Source organism: Pseudomonas sp. PDM05, from assembly GCF_014851685.1.
Taxonomy (GTDB): Bacteria; Pseudomonadota; Gammaproteobacteria; order Pseudomonadales; family Pseudomonadaceae; genus Aquipseudomonas.
Window position 1 is genome coordinate 131,249 of sequence record NZ_JACVAC010000008.1, and the last position, 13,888, is coordinate 145,136.

Genomic DNA, 13,888 nt, shown 5'->3' on the forward strand with positions numbered 1-13,888 from the left:
CTCCCCTCACTGCGCCTGTTCATCACCGTATGATCGTGATCCCTCGCCCCCTGCGCCTGACCTTCTATTCCCTGTTGATCATCGCCGGTGCGCTGTTGGCCGCCGCCTTGGCCACCCGCCACGCCGAACGCCAAGCCCTGGTGGACGATGCGGCTCGTGCGAATCAGCAACTCGCGCTGTACGCCAATTCCCTGCACACCTTGATCGAACGCTACCGCGCCCTGCCCGCCGTGCTGGCGCTGGACTCGGAAATGATCAGCGCGTTGAAAGGCCCGCTGGAGCCCGCAACCCAGGATGTGCTCAACCGCAAACTGGAACGCATCAACGGCGCCGCACAGTCATCGACCCTGGAGTTGATGGACCGCAACGGCCTCGCGGTGGCTGCCAGCAACTGGAACCTGCCGAGCAGTTATGTCGGGCACAACTACGCGTTCCGGCCGTATTTCAGCCAGACCAAAAGCCAGGGCACGGGACGCTTCTACGCGGTGGGGGTGACCACAGGCGTGCCGGGCTACTTCCTTTCCAGCGCGGTGGTGGATGAACACGAGCAGTTCCTCGGCGCCATGGTGGTCAAGCTGGAATTCCCCGAGCTCGAGCGCGAATGGGCCCAGGGCAATGACCTGTTGTTGGTCAGTGACGCGCGCGGCATCGTGTTTATCGCCAATCAGCCAGGCTGGCGTTACCGCAACCTGCGACCGCTGTCGGAAACCGACCTGGCCGAACTCAAGGCCACCCGCCAATACGACAAGAAACACCTGGAACCGCTGGACACCCAGCCCTTGCAGCGCTTTGACGACAACAGCCACCTGATGCGCGTCAACGGCCCCGATGGCAACGCCAATTACATCTGGGAATCCCTGCCGCTCAAAGCCGAAGGCTGGACCCTGCACCTGCTGCGCAAACCGCAATTCGCCTTTGAAGACCAGCGCAACGCCGGCCTGGCCGCCGCGGGCTCCTGGCTGGCCCTGGTGTTCCTGGTGTTGTTCCTCACGCAGCGCTGGCGCCTGGCCCGGTTGCGCCAGCGCAGCCGCGAAGAGCTGGAGCGCCTGGTGGAAGAACGCACCCAGGCGCTGCGCACCGCCCAGGATGGCCTGGTGCAATCGGCCAAGCTGGCGGCGCTGGGGCAGATGTCCGCCGCCCTCGCCCATGAGATCAACCAGCCGCTGACCGCCCAGCGCATGCAGTTGGCCACCCTGCGCCTGCTGCTCGACCACGGCCGTGTGGACGATGCCTACAAGGCCCTGACCCCGCTGGACGAAATGCTCACACGCATGGCCGCGCTCACCGGCCACCTCAAGACCTTCGCCCGCAAGAGCCCCAGCGGCCTGCGCGAACGCCTGGACCTGGCGATGGTGGTCGACCAATCCCTGCACCTGCTCGACGCACGCCTGCGTGATGAAGGCATCGGCGTGGTACTCGACCTGACCCGCCCGGCCTGGGTCCGCGGCGACGCGATCCGCCTGGAACAGGTGCTGATCAACCTGCTGCGCAATGCCCTCGACGCCATGGCCGACAAGCCGCGCAAACGCCTGGAAATCCGCCTGCACGCCGACCAGCAGCTGTGGCAACTGACCGTCAGCGACAGCGGCGGCGGGATCGCCGAAGAGCACCTGAACAGCGTGTTCGACCCCTTCTTCACCACCAAGCCGGTGGGTGATGGGCTGGGCCTGGGGCTGGCGGTGTCCTACGCCATCGTGCACGAATTGGGCGGGCGCCTGATCGCCGGCAACCGTGGCGACGGCGCGGTGTTTACCCTGACGCTGCCAATCGCGCTGGAGACGCCCGACCTATGTTGAACGCGGTGATTGTGGTCGATGACGAAGCCAGCATCCGCACGGCCGTGGAGCAGTGGTTGAGCCTGTCGGGCTTTGAGGTGCAGCTGTTCAGCCGCGCCGAGGCATGCCTGGCGCAGTTGCCCAGGGACTTCCCCGGCGTGATCCTCAGCGATGTGCGCATGCCCGGCCTCAGCGGCCTGGAGTTGCTCGCCGAAGTGCAACGCCGCGATGCCGACCTGCCGGTGATCCTGCTCACCGGCCACGGCGATGTGCCGATGGCGGTGGAAGCCATGCGCGACGGTGCCTACGACTTTCTGGAAAAACCCTTCAGCCCCGACGCCCTGCTCAACAGCCTGCGCCGGGCGTTGGACAAGCGCGGGCTGATCCTGGAAAACCGGCGCCTGCATCAACAGGCTGACCACAAGGCCCAGCTTGAATCGAGCCTGCTCGGCGTGTCCCGGGGGTTGCAGAACCTGCGGCGCCAGGTGTTGGACCTGGCAGGCTTGCCGGTCAATGTGCTGATTCGCGGCGAGACCGGCAGCGGCAAGGAGCTGGTTGCGCGCTGCCTGCATGATTTCGGCCCGCGCGCGAAAAAGCCGTTTGTGGCGCTCAACTGCGCGGCGATCCCCGAGCAACTGTTTGAGGCCGAGCTGTTCGGCCATGAAAGCGGCGCGTTTACCGGCGCTCAGGGCAAACGCATCGGCAAACTGGAATACGCCCACGGCGGCACGCTGTTCCTGGATGAAATCGAAAGCATGCCCCTGGCCCAGCAGGTCAAGCTGCTGCGGGTGTTGCAGGAGCAGAAGCTGGAGCGCTTGGGCTCCAACCAGAGCATCCACGTGGATTTGCGCATTATTGCCGCGACCAAACCCGATCTGCTGGAAGAAGCGCGCGCCGGGCGTTTCCGTGAAGACCTGGCCTATCGGTTGAACGTCGCGCAACTGCGCCTGCCACCGTTGCGTGAGCGGCGTGAAGATATTCCGCTGTTGTTCGACCACTTTGCACACAGTGCCGCCGAGCGCCTCGGCCGCAGTATCGAGCCCTTGAGCGGCGCGCAGTTGGGGCGCCTGCTCAGCCACGACTGGCCGGGCAATGTGCGCGAGCTGGCCAACGTCGCCGAACGCCAGGTGCTGGGGTTGGGCGAGCCGGAGCCGGAAGGCATCGAGGCCGGGCAATCGTTGGCGGCGCAGCAGGAAGCGTTCGAAGCCCATTGCTTGAAGGCGGCGTTGACGCGGCACAAAGGTGACATCAAGGCGGTGCTGGCGGAGCTGCAACTGCCGCGGCGCACCTTCAATGAAAAGATGCAGCGCCATGGGTTGGTGCGGGAGATGTTTCTCTAGCGACCTGTAGGCCTTTTCGCGGGCAAGCCCGCTCCCACACTGACTGCATTCCAAATTTTGAACTCGGTCAACTGTGGGAGCGGGCTTGCCCGCGAAAAGGCCAGCCGCCATAAGCGGATTTCCGCTCACCCCTCACAAAACATCAGCGACTTTCCGCTCAAAAAATCCACCAAACCCTTCTAGACCGGGCCTTCATCCACCTGGCACAGCTCCTGCTATAGCCCCAACCAGGCTGTGCCCAGGCACGCTCCATAAAAACAACTAGATGAAGGATCCTTCAATGGATAACTCCAACGCCCTGCCTCTGGGGTCGGCGGCCGCGCCGGCAAAAGAACGCACCACCTCCAGCCGGATCAAATCGATCTTCAGCGGCTCGGTCGGCAACATGGTCGAGTGGTACGACTGGTACGTCTACGCGGCATTCTCGCTGTACTTCGCCAAAGCCTTTTTTCCCGCCGGTTCCTCCACCGCGCAACTGATGAACACCGCCGCGATCTTTGCCGTGGGCTTCATCATGCGGCCGATCGGCGGCTGGTTGATGGGCATGTACGCCGACTACAAAGGCCGCAAGGCCGCGTTGATGGCCTCGGTACTGTTGATGTGCTTCGGTTCGCTGCTGATCGCCCTGACGCCGGGCTATGACACCATCGGCATCGGCGCCCCCATCCTGTTGGTGCTCGCGCGCTTGCTGCAAGGCCTGTCCGTGGGTGGCGAGTACGGCACCTCCGCGACCTACCTGAGTGAAATGGCGACCAAGGAACGTCGCGGTTTCTTCTCCAGCTTCCAGTACGTGACCCTGATTTCCGGCCAGCTCATTGCCCTGGCGGTATTGATCGTGCTGCAACAAGTGCTCACCACCGAGCAGCTGTACGCCTGGGGCTGGCGCATCCCGTTCGCCATCGGCGCGCTGTGCGCGGTCGTTGCGCTGTACCTGCGTCGCGGCATGGAAGAAACCGAGTCGTTCACCAAGAAGGAAAAAGCCAAGGAAAGCGCGATGCGCACCTTGCTGCGTCACCCCAAGGAAGTATTGACCGTGGTCGGCCTGACCATGGGCGGCACGCTGGCGTTCTACACCTACACCACCTACATGCAGAAATACCTGGTGAACACCGTCGGCATGAGCATTTCCGACTCCACCACCATTTCGGCGGCGACGCTGTTTCTGTTCATGTGCATCCAACCCCTGGTCGGCGCCCTGTCGGACAAGGTTGGCCGGCGGCCGATCCTGATCGCCTTCGGTATCCTCGGCACCCTGTGTACCGTACCGATCCTCACAACCCTGCACACCATCCAGACCTGGTGGGGCGCGTTCTTCCTGATCATGGCCGCGCTGATCATCGTCAGCGGCTACACCTCGATCAACGCGGTGGTGAAGGCCGAACTGTTCCCTACTGAAATCCGTGCATTGGGCGTGGGCCTGCCGTATGCGCTGACGGTGTCGATCTTCGGCGGTACGGCTGAATACATTGCGCTGTGGTTCAAGAGCATCGGCATGGAAACCGGTTACTACTGGTATGTGACTGCGTGCATCGCGGTGTCGCTGGTGGTCTACGTGACCATGAAGGACACGCGCAAGCATTCGCGGATTACCACTGACTAACAGCTGAATGCAGTTCTAAATGTGGGAGCGGGCTTGTGTGGGAGCGGGCTTGCTCGCGAATGCGGTGTATCAGACACAGATATTTTGACTGATCCACCGCATTCGCGAGCAAGCCCGCTCCCACATTTTAGTTTTGTATCGCCGGGCTAATGCGGTCACGTCCATACCGGCGTTGCGCATACGACGCCCCGACAATCATCACCACCAACACCGCCGCCAGCACCGCCGACGAGCCAATCGTGCCGAAATCCAGCCCGCCCTTTTCATGGGGTTTGGTGAGGAAGTCGCCCAGTGTCGCGCCAAACGGGCGGGTCAACACAAACGCCACCCAGAACAACAATACCGACGAGATCCGCGTGAAGTACTTGAGCGCCACCACGGCCGCAATGGTCGAGCCGATCAACAACGCACCGCCGGCAAAACCCAGCCCCGAATCGTCCGCCAGGAAGTCGCCCAGTGCGGTGCCCAGGGTGTTGGAAAACAGAATCGCCATCCAGTAGAACAACTCGCCACGGAACGTCTGCACCTTGTTCACGTTCAGCGAATCGCCGCTCAGGTGCCACATCGCGAAGATGATCATCAGGATCACAATCAGGATCATCGACCCCGTTGCGTAGCCCAGGCCCAAGGTACGGTCCATAAAGTCCGACATGGTGGTGCCGGCCGTGCTGGTGGACAGAATCACGATCCAGTACAGCACCGGGTTGTAGGTTTTCGACCAGAGTTGCGTCACCAGGGTGACAAGGAACACGCTGATCAAGATCATCGAACTGAGGGCGTAGCCGACATTCAGGGTCATCGAGAGCAAATCCCCGGCGGTTTCGCCCAGGGTGGTTGCGCAGATTTTCATGACCCAGAACGCCAGGGTGATCTGAGGAAGTTTGTTCATGGGGGGTAAAAAGCTCCAATGCTCAGTCTTTGAACTGGCCGACTTATGAGGGGGCGTCGACCTGCCGCGCAGACTGAACGTGTAGCTGTGAAAAATAGGTGGGCGCTGTATGAAAATTCCATATCGCCGATGGAAATTCACCGCCATGCCTTGCAGTATGGCCACCTCACCGCACTCAATCGCAGGAACCCCGGCCATGCCCGACGACATCCACTTCTACGAACCCGCCAACGGCCACGGCCTGCCCCATGACCCGTTCAATGCCATCGTCGGCCCACGGCCCATCGGCTGGATTTCCTCCCAGGACCGTGAAGGCCGCTTGAACCTGGCGCCTTACAGCTTCTTCAATGCGTTCAACTACATTCCGCCGATCATTGGGTTTTCCAGCGTCGGGCGCAAAGACAGCCTGAACAATATCGAGCAGACCGGCGAGTTCGTGTGGAACCTGGCGACCCGCCCGCTGGCCGAGCAGATGAACCAGAGTTGCGCAGCGGTATCGCCTGAGGTGAATGAATTCGAGTTGTCCGGGCTGACGCCGGTGGCTTCGAAAATCGTTGCCGTGCCACGGGTCGGCGAGAGCCCGGTGTCGTTTGAATGCAAGGTGACGCAGATTATTCAGCTGCAACGGGCCGACAAGGAACGGGTGCCGAGCTGGCTGGTGCTCGGCGAGGTGGTCGCGGTGCATATTGCCAAGTGGTTGCTCAAGGATGGCGTCTACGACACGGCCGCCGCCGAGCCGATCTTGCGTGGCGGTGGGCCGGCAGATTACTTCCAGTTGGGCCCGGAAGCCCTGTTCAAGATGTACCGCCCAGGGGCCACCAAACCCTGACTGAAATGCGATCAAAACTGTGGGAGAGGGCTTGTGTGGGAGCGGGCTTGCTCGCGAAGGCGGTGTATCAGTCGACATCTTTATCAACTGACAGACTGCATTCGCGAGCAAGCCCGCTCCCACACAAACCCTCTCCCACCTTTGGATCAGCAGTGTTATTTAGACTGTGGCAGGCGCCCAGGACAGCTGACCTTCTTCATCCACAGCAATCAACCGCTCAAGCTGCAGTGCCGCCGCATCGTCAGCATCGGACGCCGTCTTGAACTTCTGTCCATCAAGGATCTTGTGAAAGCGCGGTGCGCCCATGCCATCCAGTGCCTTCACGGCGACGGCGGCGCTGTAGCCACCCTCTCCCGGCACTACGGCGGAAACGGCTTCGTGGTGGGCAAACTCTTTACGTGCCATGTTGCAGGTCCTGGCCAATGGAAAGTCGGCCATTCTAAACCTGATTTAGCCGGCAAGTTGCAGGTACTCGCCATAGGCGTTGGCGGCGGATGCATCGGTGAATGTCTGGAAATCCATACTGCGGATCACCATGTCGTTCAACAGCTCAGTGAAGATCATCAAGGCCGGTGAGTTGAAGTAGAGGCTCATCGCCTGCTCGCTGCTCCAGAAGCCCGAGACCAGCCACACATCGGCGTCAACCTGGGACTGCTGCAACGAGAATTGCAGGCAACCCTGAGCCTGGCGGCCCGGTTCGATCAAACTGCTCAAGCGTGCACCGAGTTCGGTGCTGCACCCGCTGCGGGCGCGGATAAAGGCCATATGGCTCGCGGGAATGGGGGTGGACATGTTCGACTCTCCCGTTGAGAAGTGATGCTCGGCAAGCACGGTGAGGGCGTGTTGCCACAGGATCAAAGATAACGGCGCGGCGCTCGGCGCGGTTAGTCTATTCCTGCCGGCTTATTGCACAATCCTGCGAGAAGCGTAGTGCGCAGGTCCGGGGCGCTGGAGAGATGAGCACCGCAGACTCAGTGTTTCAGGCAGATGACAGCCCCGCTGCTTGCCTGATTCGTGACGTATCGCAGGATCAGGCAAGGATTGTGCAGAATCGACGTAACACTTTTTGAAAAGTCGCCGCTAAGCTGAGCCCATCAAAAAAGCCTGTAGAGGACGCCCCATGTCGTCAGCTGAACATCAGTCCACGCCCCTCGATGCCGAGATGGAAAAACAGCGTGCCGAACTGGCCAGCATCGTCCACCGGCACACCTGGGAGGACGGTTCCTACGGCACCGCGATCACTTCGCTCTACCTGAACCGCCACAACACCCCACGCGACTTTATGCCGGTGCTGGTGGAGCCCGCGTTGTGCATCCTCGCCAGTGGCAGCAAGGAAGTGCGCCTGGCCGATGAAATCTTTGCCTATGACCCGCTCAATTACCTGGTGTTCTCGGTCGCCATGCCGGTCGCCGGGCGGATCATCGATGCCACGCCCGAAGACCCGAACCTGTCGGTGCGCATCAATATCGACCCGGCGCAACTCACCGCGCTGATCGCCGAAGCCGGGCCGATGGGTGTGCCGTCGCGTCCGACCGCCCGCGGCATGTACGTCGACCGCATCGACAACCCGTTGCTCGACGCGGTGCTGCGCCTGGCGCGCCTGCTGGATACGCCCAAAGACATCGCCATGCTCGCGCCGCTGATCAACCGGGAAATCCTCTACCGTTTGTTGCGTGGGCCGCAGGGCTATCGCCTGTATGAAATCGCCGTGGCCAACAGTCAGAGTCATCGGGTCAGCCAGGCGATCACCTGGTTGAACAGCAACTATGAACAGCCGCTGCGCATCGATGACCTGGCCAAGGAAGTGAACCTCAGCGTCTCGACCTTGCACCATCGGTTCAAGGCGATTACCGCCATGAGCCCGCTGCAATATCAGAAGCAGCTGCGGTTACAGGAGGCGCGCCGACTGATGATTGCCGAAGGGCTGGAAGCCTCGGCGGCGGGGTATCGGGTGGGGTATGAAAGCCCGTCGCAGTTCAGCCGCGAATACAGCCGGTTATTCGGCGCGCCGCCTTTGAGAGACCTGGCCAGACTGCGCCAAAGCATCTGATTCAATAGAGATCAAAAATGTGGGAGCGGGCTTGCTCGCGAATGCGGTGTGTCAGTCAAAAATATATTCACTGATCCACTGCATTCGCGAGCAAGCCCGCTCCCACATTTTGAGCTGCGGCGTTTTTTAATCCAGGCCACGAGGCAGCTGGAGGGTCACGCGCAGCCCCCCCTCGCGCAGATTCTGCAGACTCACCTCGCCGCCATGACTGTGGGCAATATTGCGCGCAATCCCCAACCCCAGCCCGTACCCCTGCTGCTGCCCAGCCAAGCGGAAGTGCGGCTCAAACACCTGCTCCAAGCGCTGCTCCGGCACGCCCGGCCCTTCATCATCCACATGCAGGATGAACTGCGCGCCATCGTCTTCGATGTGCAAATGCGCGTTCTGCCCGTACTTCAACGCATTGTCGATCAGGTTGCCGATGCAACGCTTGAGCGCCAGCGGCTTGCCCGGATAGGTACTCAGCGCACGACCGTGCTGGGTCACGCGGCCGTTGCCGTTCGGCGCCAGGTACGGCTCGACCAGGCAGTCGAGCACGTGGTTGAGGTCCACCGGCTCGATGTTTTCGTGGATGTCGGTGTCTTTCACGCATTGCAGCGCACCTTTGACCAGCAACTCCAATTCATCCAGGTCGCGGCCGAACTTGGCTTGCAGGTTTTCGTCCTCAAGCAACTCCACACGCAGGCGCAGGCGTGTGATCGGGGTGCGCAAGTCGTGGGAAATAGCGCTGAACAACTGGCTGCGCTCGGTCAGGTAACGGCTGATGCGCTCGCGCATGGCGTTGAAGGCGCGGCCCACTTCGACCACTTCACTGCCGCCGCCTTCGGCCACGGGTTCGACGTCGGCGCCCAGGGACATGTCCCGCGCCGCCCGCGCCAGGCGCTTGAGCGGCCGGCTTTGCCAGTGCACCAGCAGGCCGATAAACAGCAGCAAGAAGCCGCTGGTGAGCACGATAAACCACACTTGCTGGGACGGCAGGCCCTGTTCTTCAAGGCTGGTGTAGGGCTCGGGCAGCAGCGAGGCGATGTACAACCACTCGCCAGGGGCGAGCTGGATCTGGGTGACCAGCACCGGCGGGTTCACCGGCTCCAGGGTCAGCGCGTAATGCGCCCATGAGCGTGGCAACTCGTCGAGTTTCAAACCGGCGTTGAAGATGCGCAAGTCTTCGGCGCTGACGAATTCCACCGAGATGTGCACGTCGGCGCCCAGGGTCTGGCGCAGCACTTCATCCACCGCCTCCAGTACCGCCTGTTTGCGCGGAGTTTGCGGCAAGACCTGCATGTCCAGCGGCCGATCATTGAGCGTCACCACGAACCGTGTGCCGCCCATGCTGCGCAATTGGTCGAGGACCAACGGGCGATAGGCCACCGGCAACGAACGGAAATAACTCACGCTGGCCGTCATCGAGTGCGCCAGGCTGCGGGCACTGGTGACCAGGCCTTCAAGCTGGGTGGCGCGCAGTTGCGAGACCCAGATCACGCTCGACAGCGCCTGGGCAAACAACACCACCAGCAAGGTCAGCAGCAGCATGCGCCCCAGCAGCGAGCGCGGTACCGGGAAGCGGCGACGGCGTTCGCTCAGATGTTCAGTGGGCATTGCCGGCAACCACGCTGGCTGCCAGTTGATAACCGCTGCCACGCACGGTACGGATCAGCCTCGGCGGTTTTTCGGTATCGCGCAGGCGTTGGCGCAGGCGGCTGACGGCCATGTCGACGATACGGTCCAACGGCATCAGGTCGCGGCCACGGGTGGCGTTGCCGATGGTGTCGCGGTCGAGGATCTGTTGCGGGTGATCGAGAAACAATTTGAGCAGCGCAAAGTCGGCGCCGGAGAGGATCACTTCTTCGCCGTCTACGTGGAACAGCCGGTGGCTGATCATGTCCAGGCGCCACTCATCGAACGCCAGCACATCGCTGCTGCCGCGTTGTTCCTGGCCGAACTGCGCACGGCGCAACAGCGCCTTGATCCGCGCTTGCAGCTCGCGGGGGCTGAACGGCTTGCCGATGTAATCGTCGGCGCCCAGCTCCAGACCGATCACACGGTCGGTTTCGTCTGAGCTGGCGGTGAGCATGATGATCGGCACCTGCGCCTGGCGCGGGTGCTGGCGGATCCAGCGGCAAAGGCTGAAACCGTCTTCGTCCGGCAGCATCACATCGAGGATGACCAGGTCGCACGGCGCCTCGTTCATCGCCTGGCGGAACCCCGCGCCATCCGGCACGCCACGCACCTGGAAGCCGGCGCGACTGAGGTAGGTCTGCAGCAATTCGCGGATTTCCTGGTCGTCGTCGACGAGGAGAATGGATTTACTGATTACGCTCACGGGGGCCTCCTTGTTGTTATGGCCAAGCTTAAGTCATTTGTTGCCCTTGAGGCCCCCTTCGCGGGCAAGCCCGCTCCCAGACTTGAAGGTGTTCACACACCAGAATGTGGGAGCGGGCTTGCTCGCGAAGAGGCCATCGCGGCCTACGCAAATGCCTGTTCAAGCGCCACGCCCGCGCCAGTCAACCCGGAATAAGGCGCCGTCACCAACCACACCGGAATACCTTTGAAATAGTCACTCATGCAGCCTTTGTCGCGAAAGCTCTCGGCGAAACCGCTGGCGATAAAGAAGTCGGCAAACCTCGGTATCACCCCGCCCACGATATACACACCACCGCGCCCGCCCGTGGTCAGCACGTTGTTGCCGGCCACGCGGCCCAGCCAGATGCTGAACTGGTCCAACACTTCCATCGCCACCGGGTCGCCGGCCAGGCCTGCGGCCGTGATGGCTTCGGGGGTTTCCAGCACCGGGGTATGCCCGTCGACGGCACAAATCGCCCGGTACAGACGCGGCAAGCCGCCGCCGCTCAAGGCGGTTTCGGCGCTGACATGGCCGATTTCAGAGTAGATGTGCTGCCACAGCTGGGTCTCTCGCGGGCTGCTCAATGGCAGGTCGACATGGCCGCCCTCCCCCGGCAGCGCCGCAAAACGCCCGCCCCCCAGGTCCAGCAGCGTGCCGACGCCCAGGCCGGTGCCCGGGCCGATCACTACCGCCGGGCGCAACGGTTCCGGCGTGCCTTCGCAGACCACGCGGAATTCGCCGGGTTTGAGGCGGGTCATGCCGAGGGCCATGGCCGAGAAGTCATTGACCAGCAGCAGTTCGTCTACCTGCAAGGCCTTGCAGAAAGCCGCCCTGCTCAAGCGCCAATGGTTGTTGGTGAACTTGAATTCATCGCCACTCACGGGACCGGCCACAGACAGGCACACCGCGCCGATGTCGCCGATGTGCAGGCCTTCTTCCTTGAGGTAAACCTTGATCGCATCCTCAGGGCTGGCATAGTCCGCCGTTGCATGCACGCGGATCGAATGCAGCTCCTGATCGCGCCACAACGCAAAACGCGCGTTGGTTCCACCAATATCACCGACCAGCGCAAGCTTCACTTAAGCGTCTCCAGGGCAGAGGTAAAGGCGCTGGCGCCCTGCTCTGCGGAGCTTGCGGCCAAGCGCATAAATGCAAACAGCTCGCGACCGGCTCCCACGTTATTGCCCAGAAGGCCCGTGGCCGGCGCGCGCGCTGCAAATTCTTCGGCGTCCACCTTGAGCTCCAAGGTGCCTTTGACGCCATCCACGCGAATAATATCGCCATCACGCACCCGCGCCAGTGGCCCGCCGCTCTGGGCTTCGGGGTTGACGTGGATCGCGGCGGGAATCTTACCCGAGGCGCCGGACATGCGCCCGTCTGTCACCAACGCAACCTTGAAACCACGGTCCTGCAAGACGCCGAGGAACGGGGTCATCTTGTGCAGTTCGGGCATGCCGTTGGAGCGCGGGCCCTGGAAGCGCATCACTGCGACGAAGTCTTTTTCCAACTGGCCGGCCTTGAAGGCATCGGCGAGGTCTTGCTGATCCTGGAACACCACCGCCGGCGCTTCAACGATCTGGTGCTCAGGGGCCACGGCCGAGACTTTCATCACGCCACGGCCGAGGTTGCCTTCCATCACGCGCAAGCCACCTTCCGGCGAGAACGCGCGGGCCACGGGGCGCAGGATGCTTTCGTCGAGGCTCTCGATCGGGCCGTCGCGCCAGATCAGCTCGCCGTCGACCAGGAACGGTTCCTGGGTGTAGCGGCTCAGGCCCTTGCCCGCCACGGTGTTGACGTCTTCGTGGAGCAGGCCGGCTTCGAGCAGTTCGCGGATCAGGAAGGACATGCCGCCAGCCGCCTGGAAGTGGTTGATGTCGGCCTTGCCGTTTGGATACACGTGGGACAGGGTCGGCACCACCTCGGAGAGGTCGGCCATGTCGTCCCAGGTCAGGATGATGCCCGCCGACATGGCGATCGCCGGCATGTGCAGGGTGTGGTTGGTCGAGCCACCAGTGGCGTTGAGGGCAATGATCGAGTTGACGATGGACTTCTCGTCGACGATCTCGCCAATCGGCATGAAGTTGCCGTTGGCCTTGGTCAGGCGCGTGACCTGGTGCGCGGCTTCGCGGGTCAGCGCGTCACGCAGCGGCGTGTACGGGTTGACGAACGAGGCGCCGGGCAGGTGCAGGCCCATCACTTCCATCAGCAATTGGTTGGTGTTGGCGGTGCCGTAGAAGGTGCAGGTGCCGGGGCTGTGATAGGACTTCATCTCCGATTCCAGCAGTTCTTCGCGGGTCGCCTTGCCTTCGGCGTAGCGCTGGCGCACGTCGGCTTTCTGCTTGTTGGAGATACCGGACGGCATCGGCCCGCCGGGCACGAAAATCATCGGCAGGTGACCGTAGCGCAGCGCGCCCATCATCAGGCCGGGGACGATCTTGTCGCAGATGCCCAGCATCAGCGCGGCGTCGAACATGTTGTGGGACAGCGCTACCGCCGTGGACATCGCAATCACTTCGCGGCTGAGCAGGCTCAGCTCCATGCCGGGCTCGCCCTGGGTCACGCCGTCGCACATGGCGGGGGTGCCGCCGGCGAACTGGCCGACCGAGCCCACTTCGCGCAGGGCTTTCTTGATCTGTTCAGGGAAATGTTCGTACGGCTGGTGCGCCGAGAGCATGTCGTTATATGACGAAACAATTGCCACGTTGGCGGCATTCATCATGCGCAGACTATTTTTATCTTCAGTGCCGCAACCGGCCACGCCGTGGGCGAAGTTGGCGCATTGCAGCTTGCCGCGCATCGGACCGTCGCTGGCTGCGCCGCGAATGAGCGCAAGGTAAGCCTCGCGGGTGGCGCGGCTACGGGCGATAAGCCGTTCGGTGACCTCAAGAACGCGGGGATGCATGTGTAGAACTCCAGGCTAACGGATGTGGCGACCTGAGTGTCTATGCTGATCAAACGCCCGCTAACCATGGGATGGCAGGGTGTCGTTTGAATCATCGGACCAGTTGATTCAGGTCACTCGTTGTAGATTGAACAAAATATTGCCACTAAAAAGGCTTGTTTT

At 62.2% G+C, this 13,888-nt stretch carries 12 protein-coding genes; 5 read left to right on the top strand and 7 right to left on the bottom strand.

The features are described 5' to 3' along the window. Nucleotides 1-29 precede the first annotated feature (29 nt). The 3 genes from IB241_RS17400 to IB241_RS17410 all read left to right on the top strand — a co-directional run bounded on the left by IB241_RS17400 (nucleotide 30) and on the right by IB241_RS17410 (nucleotide 4,715). On the top strand, nucleotides 30-1,796 hold the full coding sequence (locus tag IB241_RS17400) for an ATP-binding protein (RefSeq protein WP_192299474.1): 1,767 nt from the start codon (nucleotides 30-32) through the stop codon (nucleotides 1,794-1,796). Continuing rightward, nucleotides 1,790-3,115, top strand: coding sequence for a sigma-54-dependent transcriptional regulator (locus IB241_RS17405; RefSeq protein ID WP_192299475.1), 1,326 nt, complete (start codon nucleotides 1,790-1,792; stop codon nucleotides 3,113-3,115). Before IB241_RS17400 ends, IB241_RS17405 begins: the two co-directional genes overlap by 7 nt. A gap of 280 nt (nucleotides 3,116-3,395) precedes the next feature. Further along, nucleotides 3,396-4,715 carry an MFS transporter gene (locus IB241_RS17410; RefSeq protein WP_192299476.1) on the top strand — a complete coding sequence of 440 codons (1,320 nt, stop codon included), beginning with the start codon at nucleotides 3,396-3,398 and terminating at the stop codon, nucleotides 4,713-4,715. Nucleotides 4,716-4,842: 127 nt separating this feature from the next. On the opposite strand, the gene IB241_RS17415 is transcribed toward IB241_RS17410, so the two are convergent. After that, nucleotides 4,843-5,604, bottom strand: coding sequence for a hypothetical protein (locus tag IB241_RS17415; protein WP_192299477.1), 762 nt, complete (start codon nucleotides 5,602-5,604; stop codon nucleotides 4,843-4,845). A 196-nt stretch (nucleotides 5,605-5,800) separates the two neighbouring features. Here IB241_RS17415 and IB241_RS17420 point away from each other — a divergent pair, with 196 nt between their 5' ends. After that, nucleotides 5,801-6,433 (top strand): flavin reductase family protein, encoded by a 633-nt coding sequence (locus IB241_RS17420; protein WP_192299478.1) that lies wholly within the window; start codon nucleotides 5,801-5,803, stop codon nucleotides 6,431-6,433. Nucleotides 6,434-6,592: 159 nt separating this feature from the next. Here IB241_RS17420 and IB241_RS17425 read toward each other — a convergent pair whose 3' ends face one another. Both IB241_RS17425 and IB241_RS17430 read right to left on the bottom strand, forming a co-directional pair. Further along, complete coding sequence (locus tag IB241_RS17425; RefSeq protein ID WP_192299479.1) at nucleotides 6,593-6,871, bottom strand: hypothetical protein; 279 nt, start codon at nucleotides 6,869-6,871, stop codon at nucleotides 6,593-6,595. 12 nt (nucleotides 6,872-6,883) lie between these two features. Beyond that, nucleotides 6,884-7,225: an antibiotic biosynthesis monooxygenase family protein gene (locus IB241_RS17430; protein ID WP_192299480.1), complete on the bottom strand. Its 342-nt coding sequence runs from the start codon at nucleotides 7,223-7,225 to the stop codon at nucleotides 6,884-6,886. Nucleotides 7,226-7,553: 328 nt separating this feature from the next. Between IB241_RS17430 and IB241_RS17435 the strand changes: the two genes are divergently transcribed. Next, nucleotides 7,554-8,483, top strand: a complete 930-nt coding sequence (locus IB241_RS17435) for an AraC family transcriptional regulator (protein WP_192299481.1) — start codon at nucleotides 7,554-7,556, stop codon at nucleotides 8,481-8,483. 126 nt (nucleotides 8,484-8,609) lie between these two features. Here IB241_RS17435 and IB241_RS17440 read toward each other — a convergent pair whose 3' ends face one another. From IB241_RS17440 to edd, 4 genes are all read right to left on the bottom strand, one after another. Beyond that, on the bottom strand, nucleotides 8,610-10,079 hold the full coding sequence (locus tag IB241_RS17440) for an ATP-binding protein (RefSeq protein WP_192299482.1): 1,470 nt from the start codon (nucleotides 10,077-10,079) through the stop codon (nucleotides 8,610-8,612). Next, nucleotides 10,069-10,803 (bottom strand): response regulator, encoded by a 735-nt coding sequence (locus tag IB241_RS17445; RefSeq protein ID WP_192299483.1) that lies wholly within the window; start codon nucleotides 10,801-10,803, stop codon nucleotides 10,069-10,071. The genes IB241_RS17440 and IB241_RS17445 overlap by 11 nt, the downstream gene beginning before the upstream one ends. Nucleotides 10,804-10,946: 143 nt before the next feature. Continuing rightward, a complete protein-coding gene (locus tag IB241_RS17450; RefSeq protein WP_192299484.1) occupies nucleotides 10,947-11,903 on the bottom strand; it encodes a glucokinase in 957 nt (318 codons plus the stop codon). Continuing rightward, nucleotides 11,900-13,726 (bottom strand): phosphogluconate dehydratase, encoded by a 1,827-nt coding sequence (gene edd, locus IB241_RS17455; RefSeq protein WP_192299485.1) that lies wholly within the window; start codon nucleotides 13,724-13,726, stop codon nucleotides 11,900-11,902. Before edd ends, IB241_RS17450 begins: the two co-directional genes overlap by 4 nt. Between the last annotated feature and the right edge of the window lie 162 nt (nucleotides 13,727-13,888).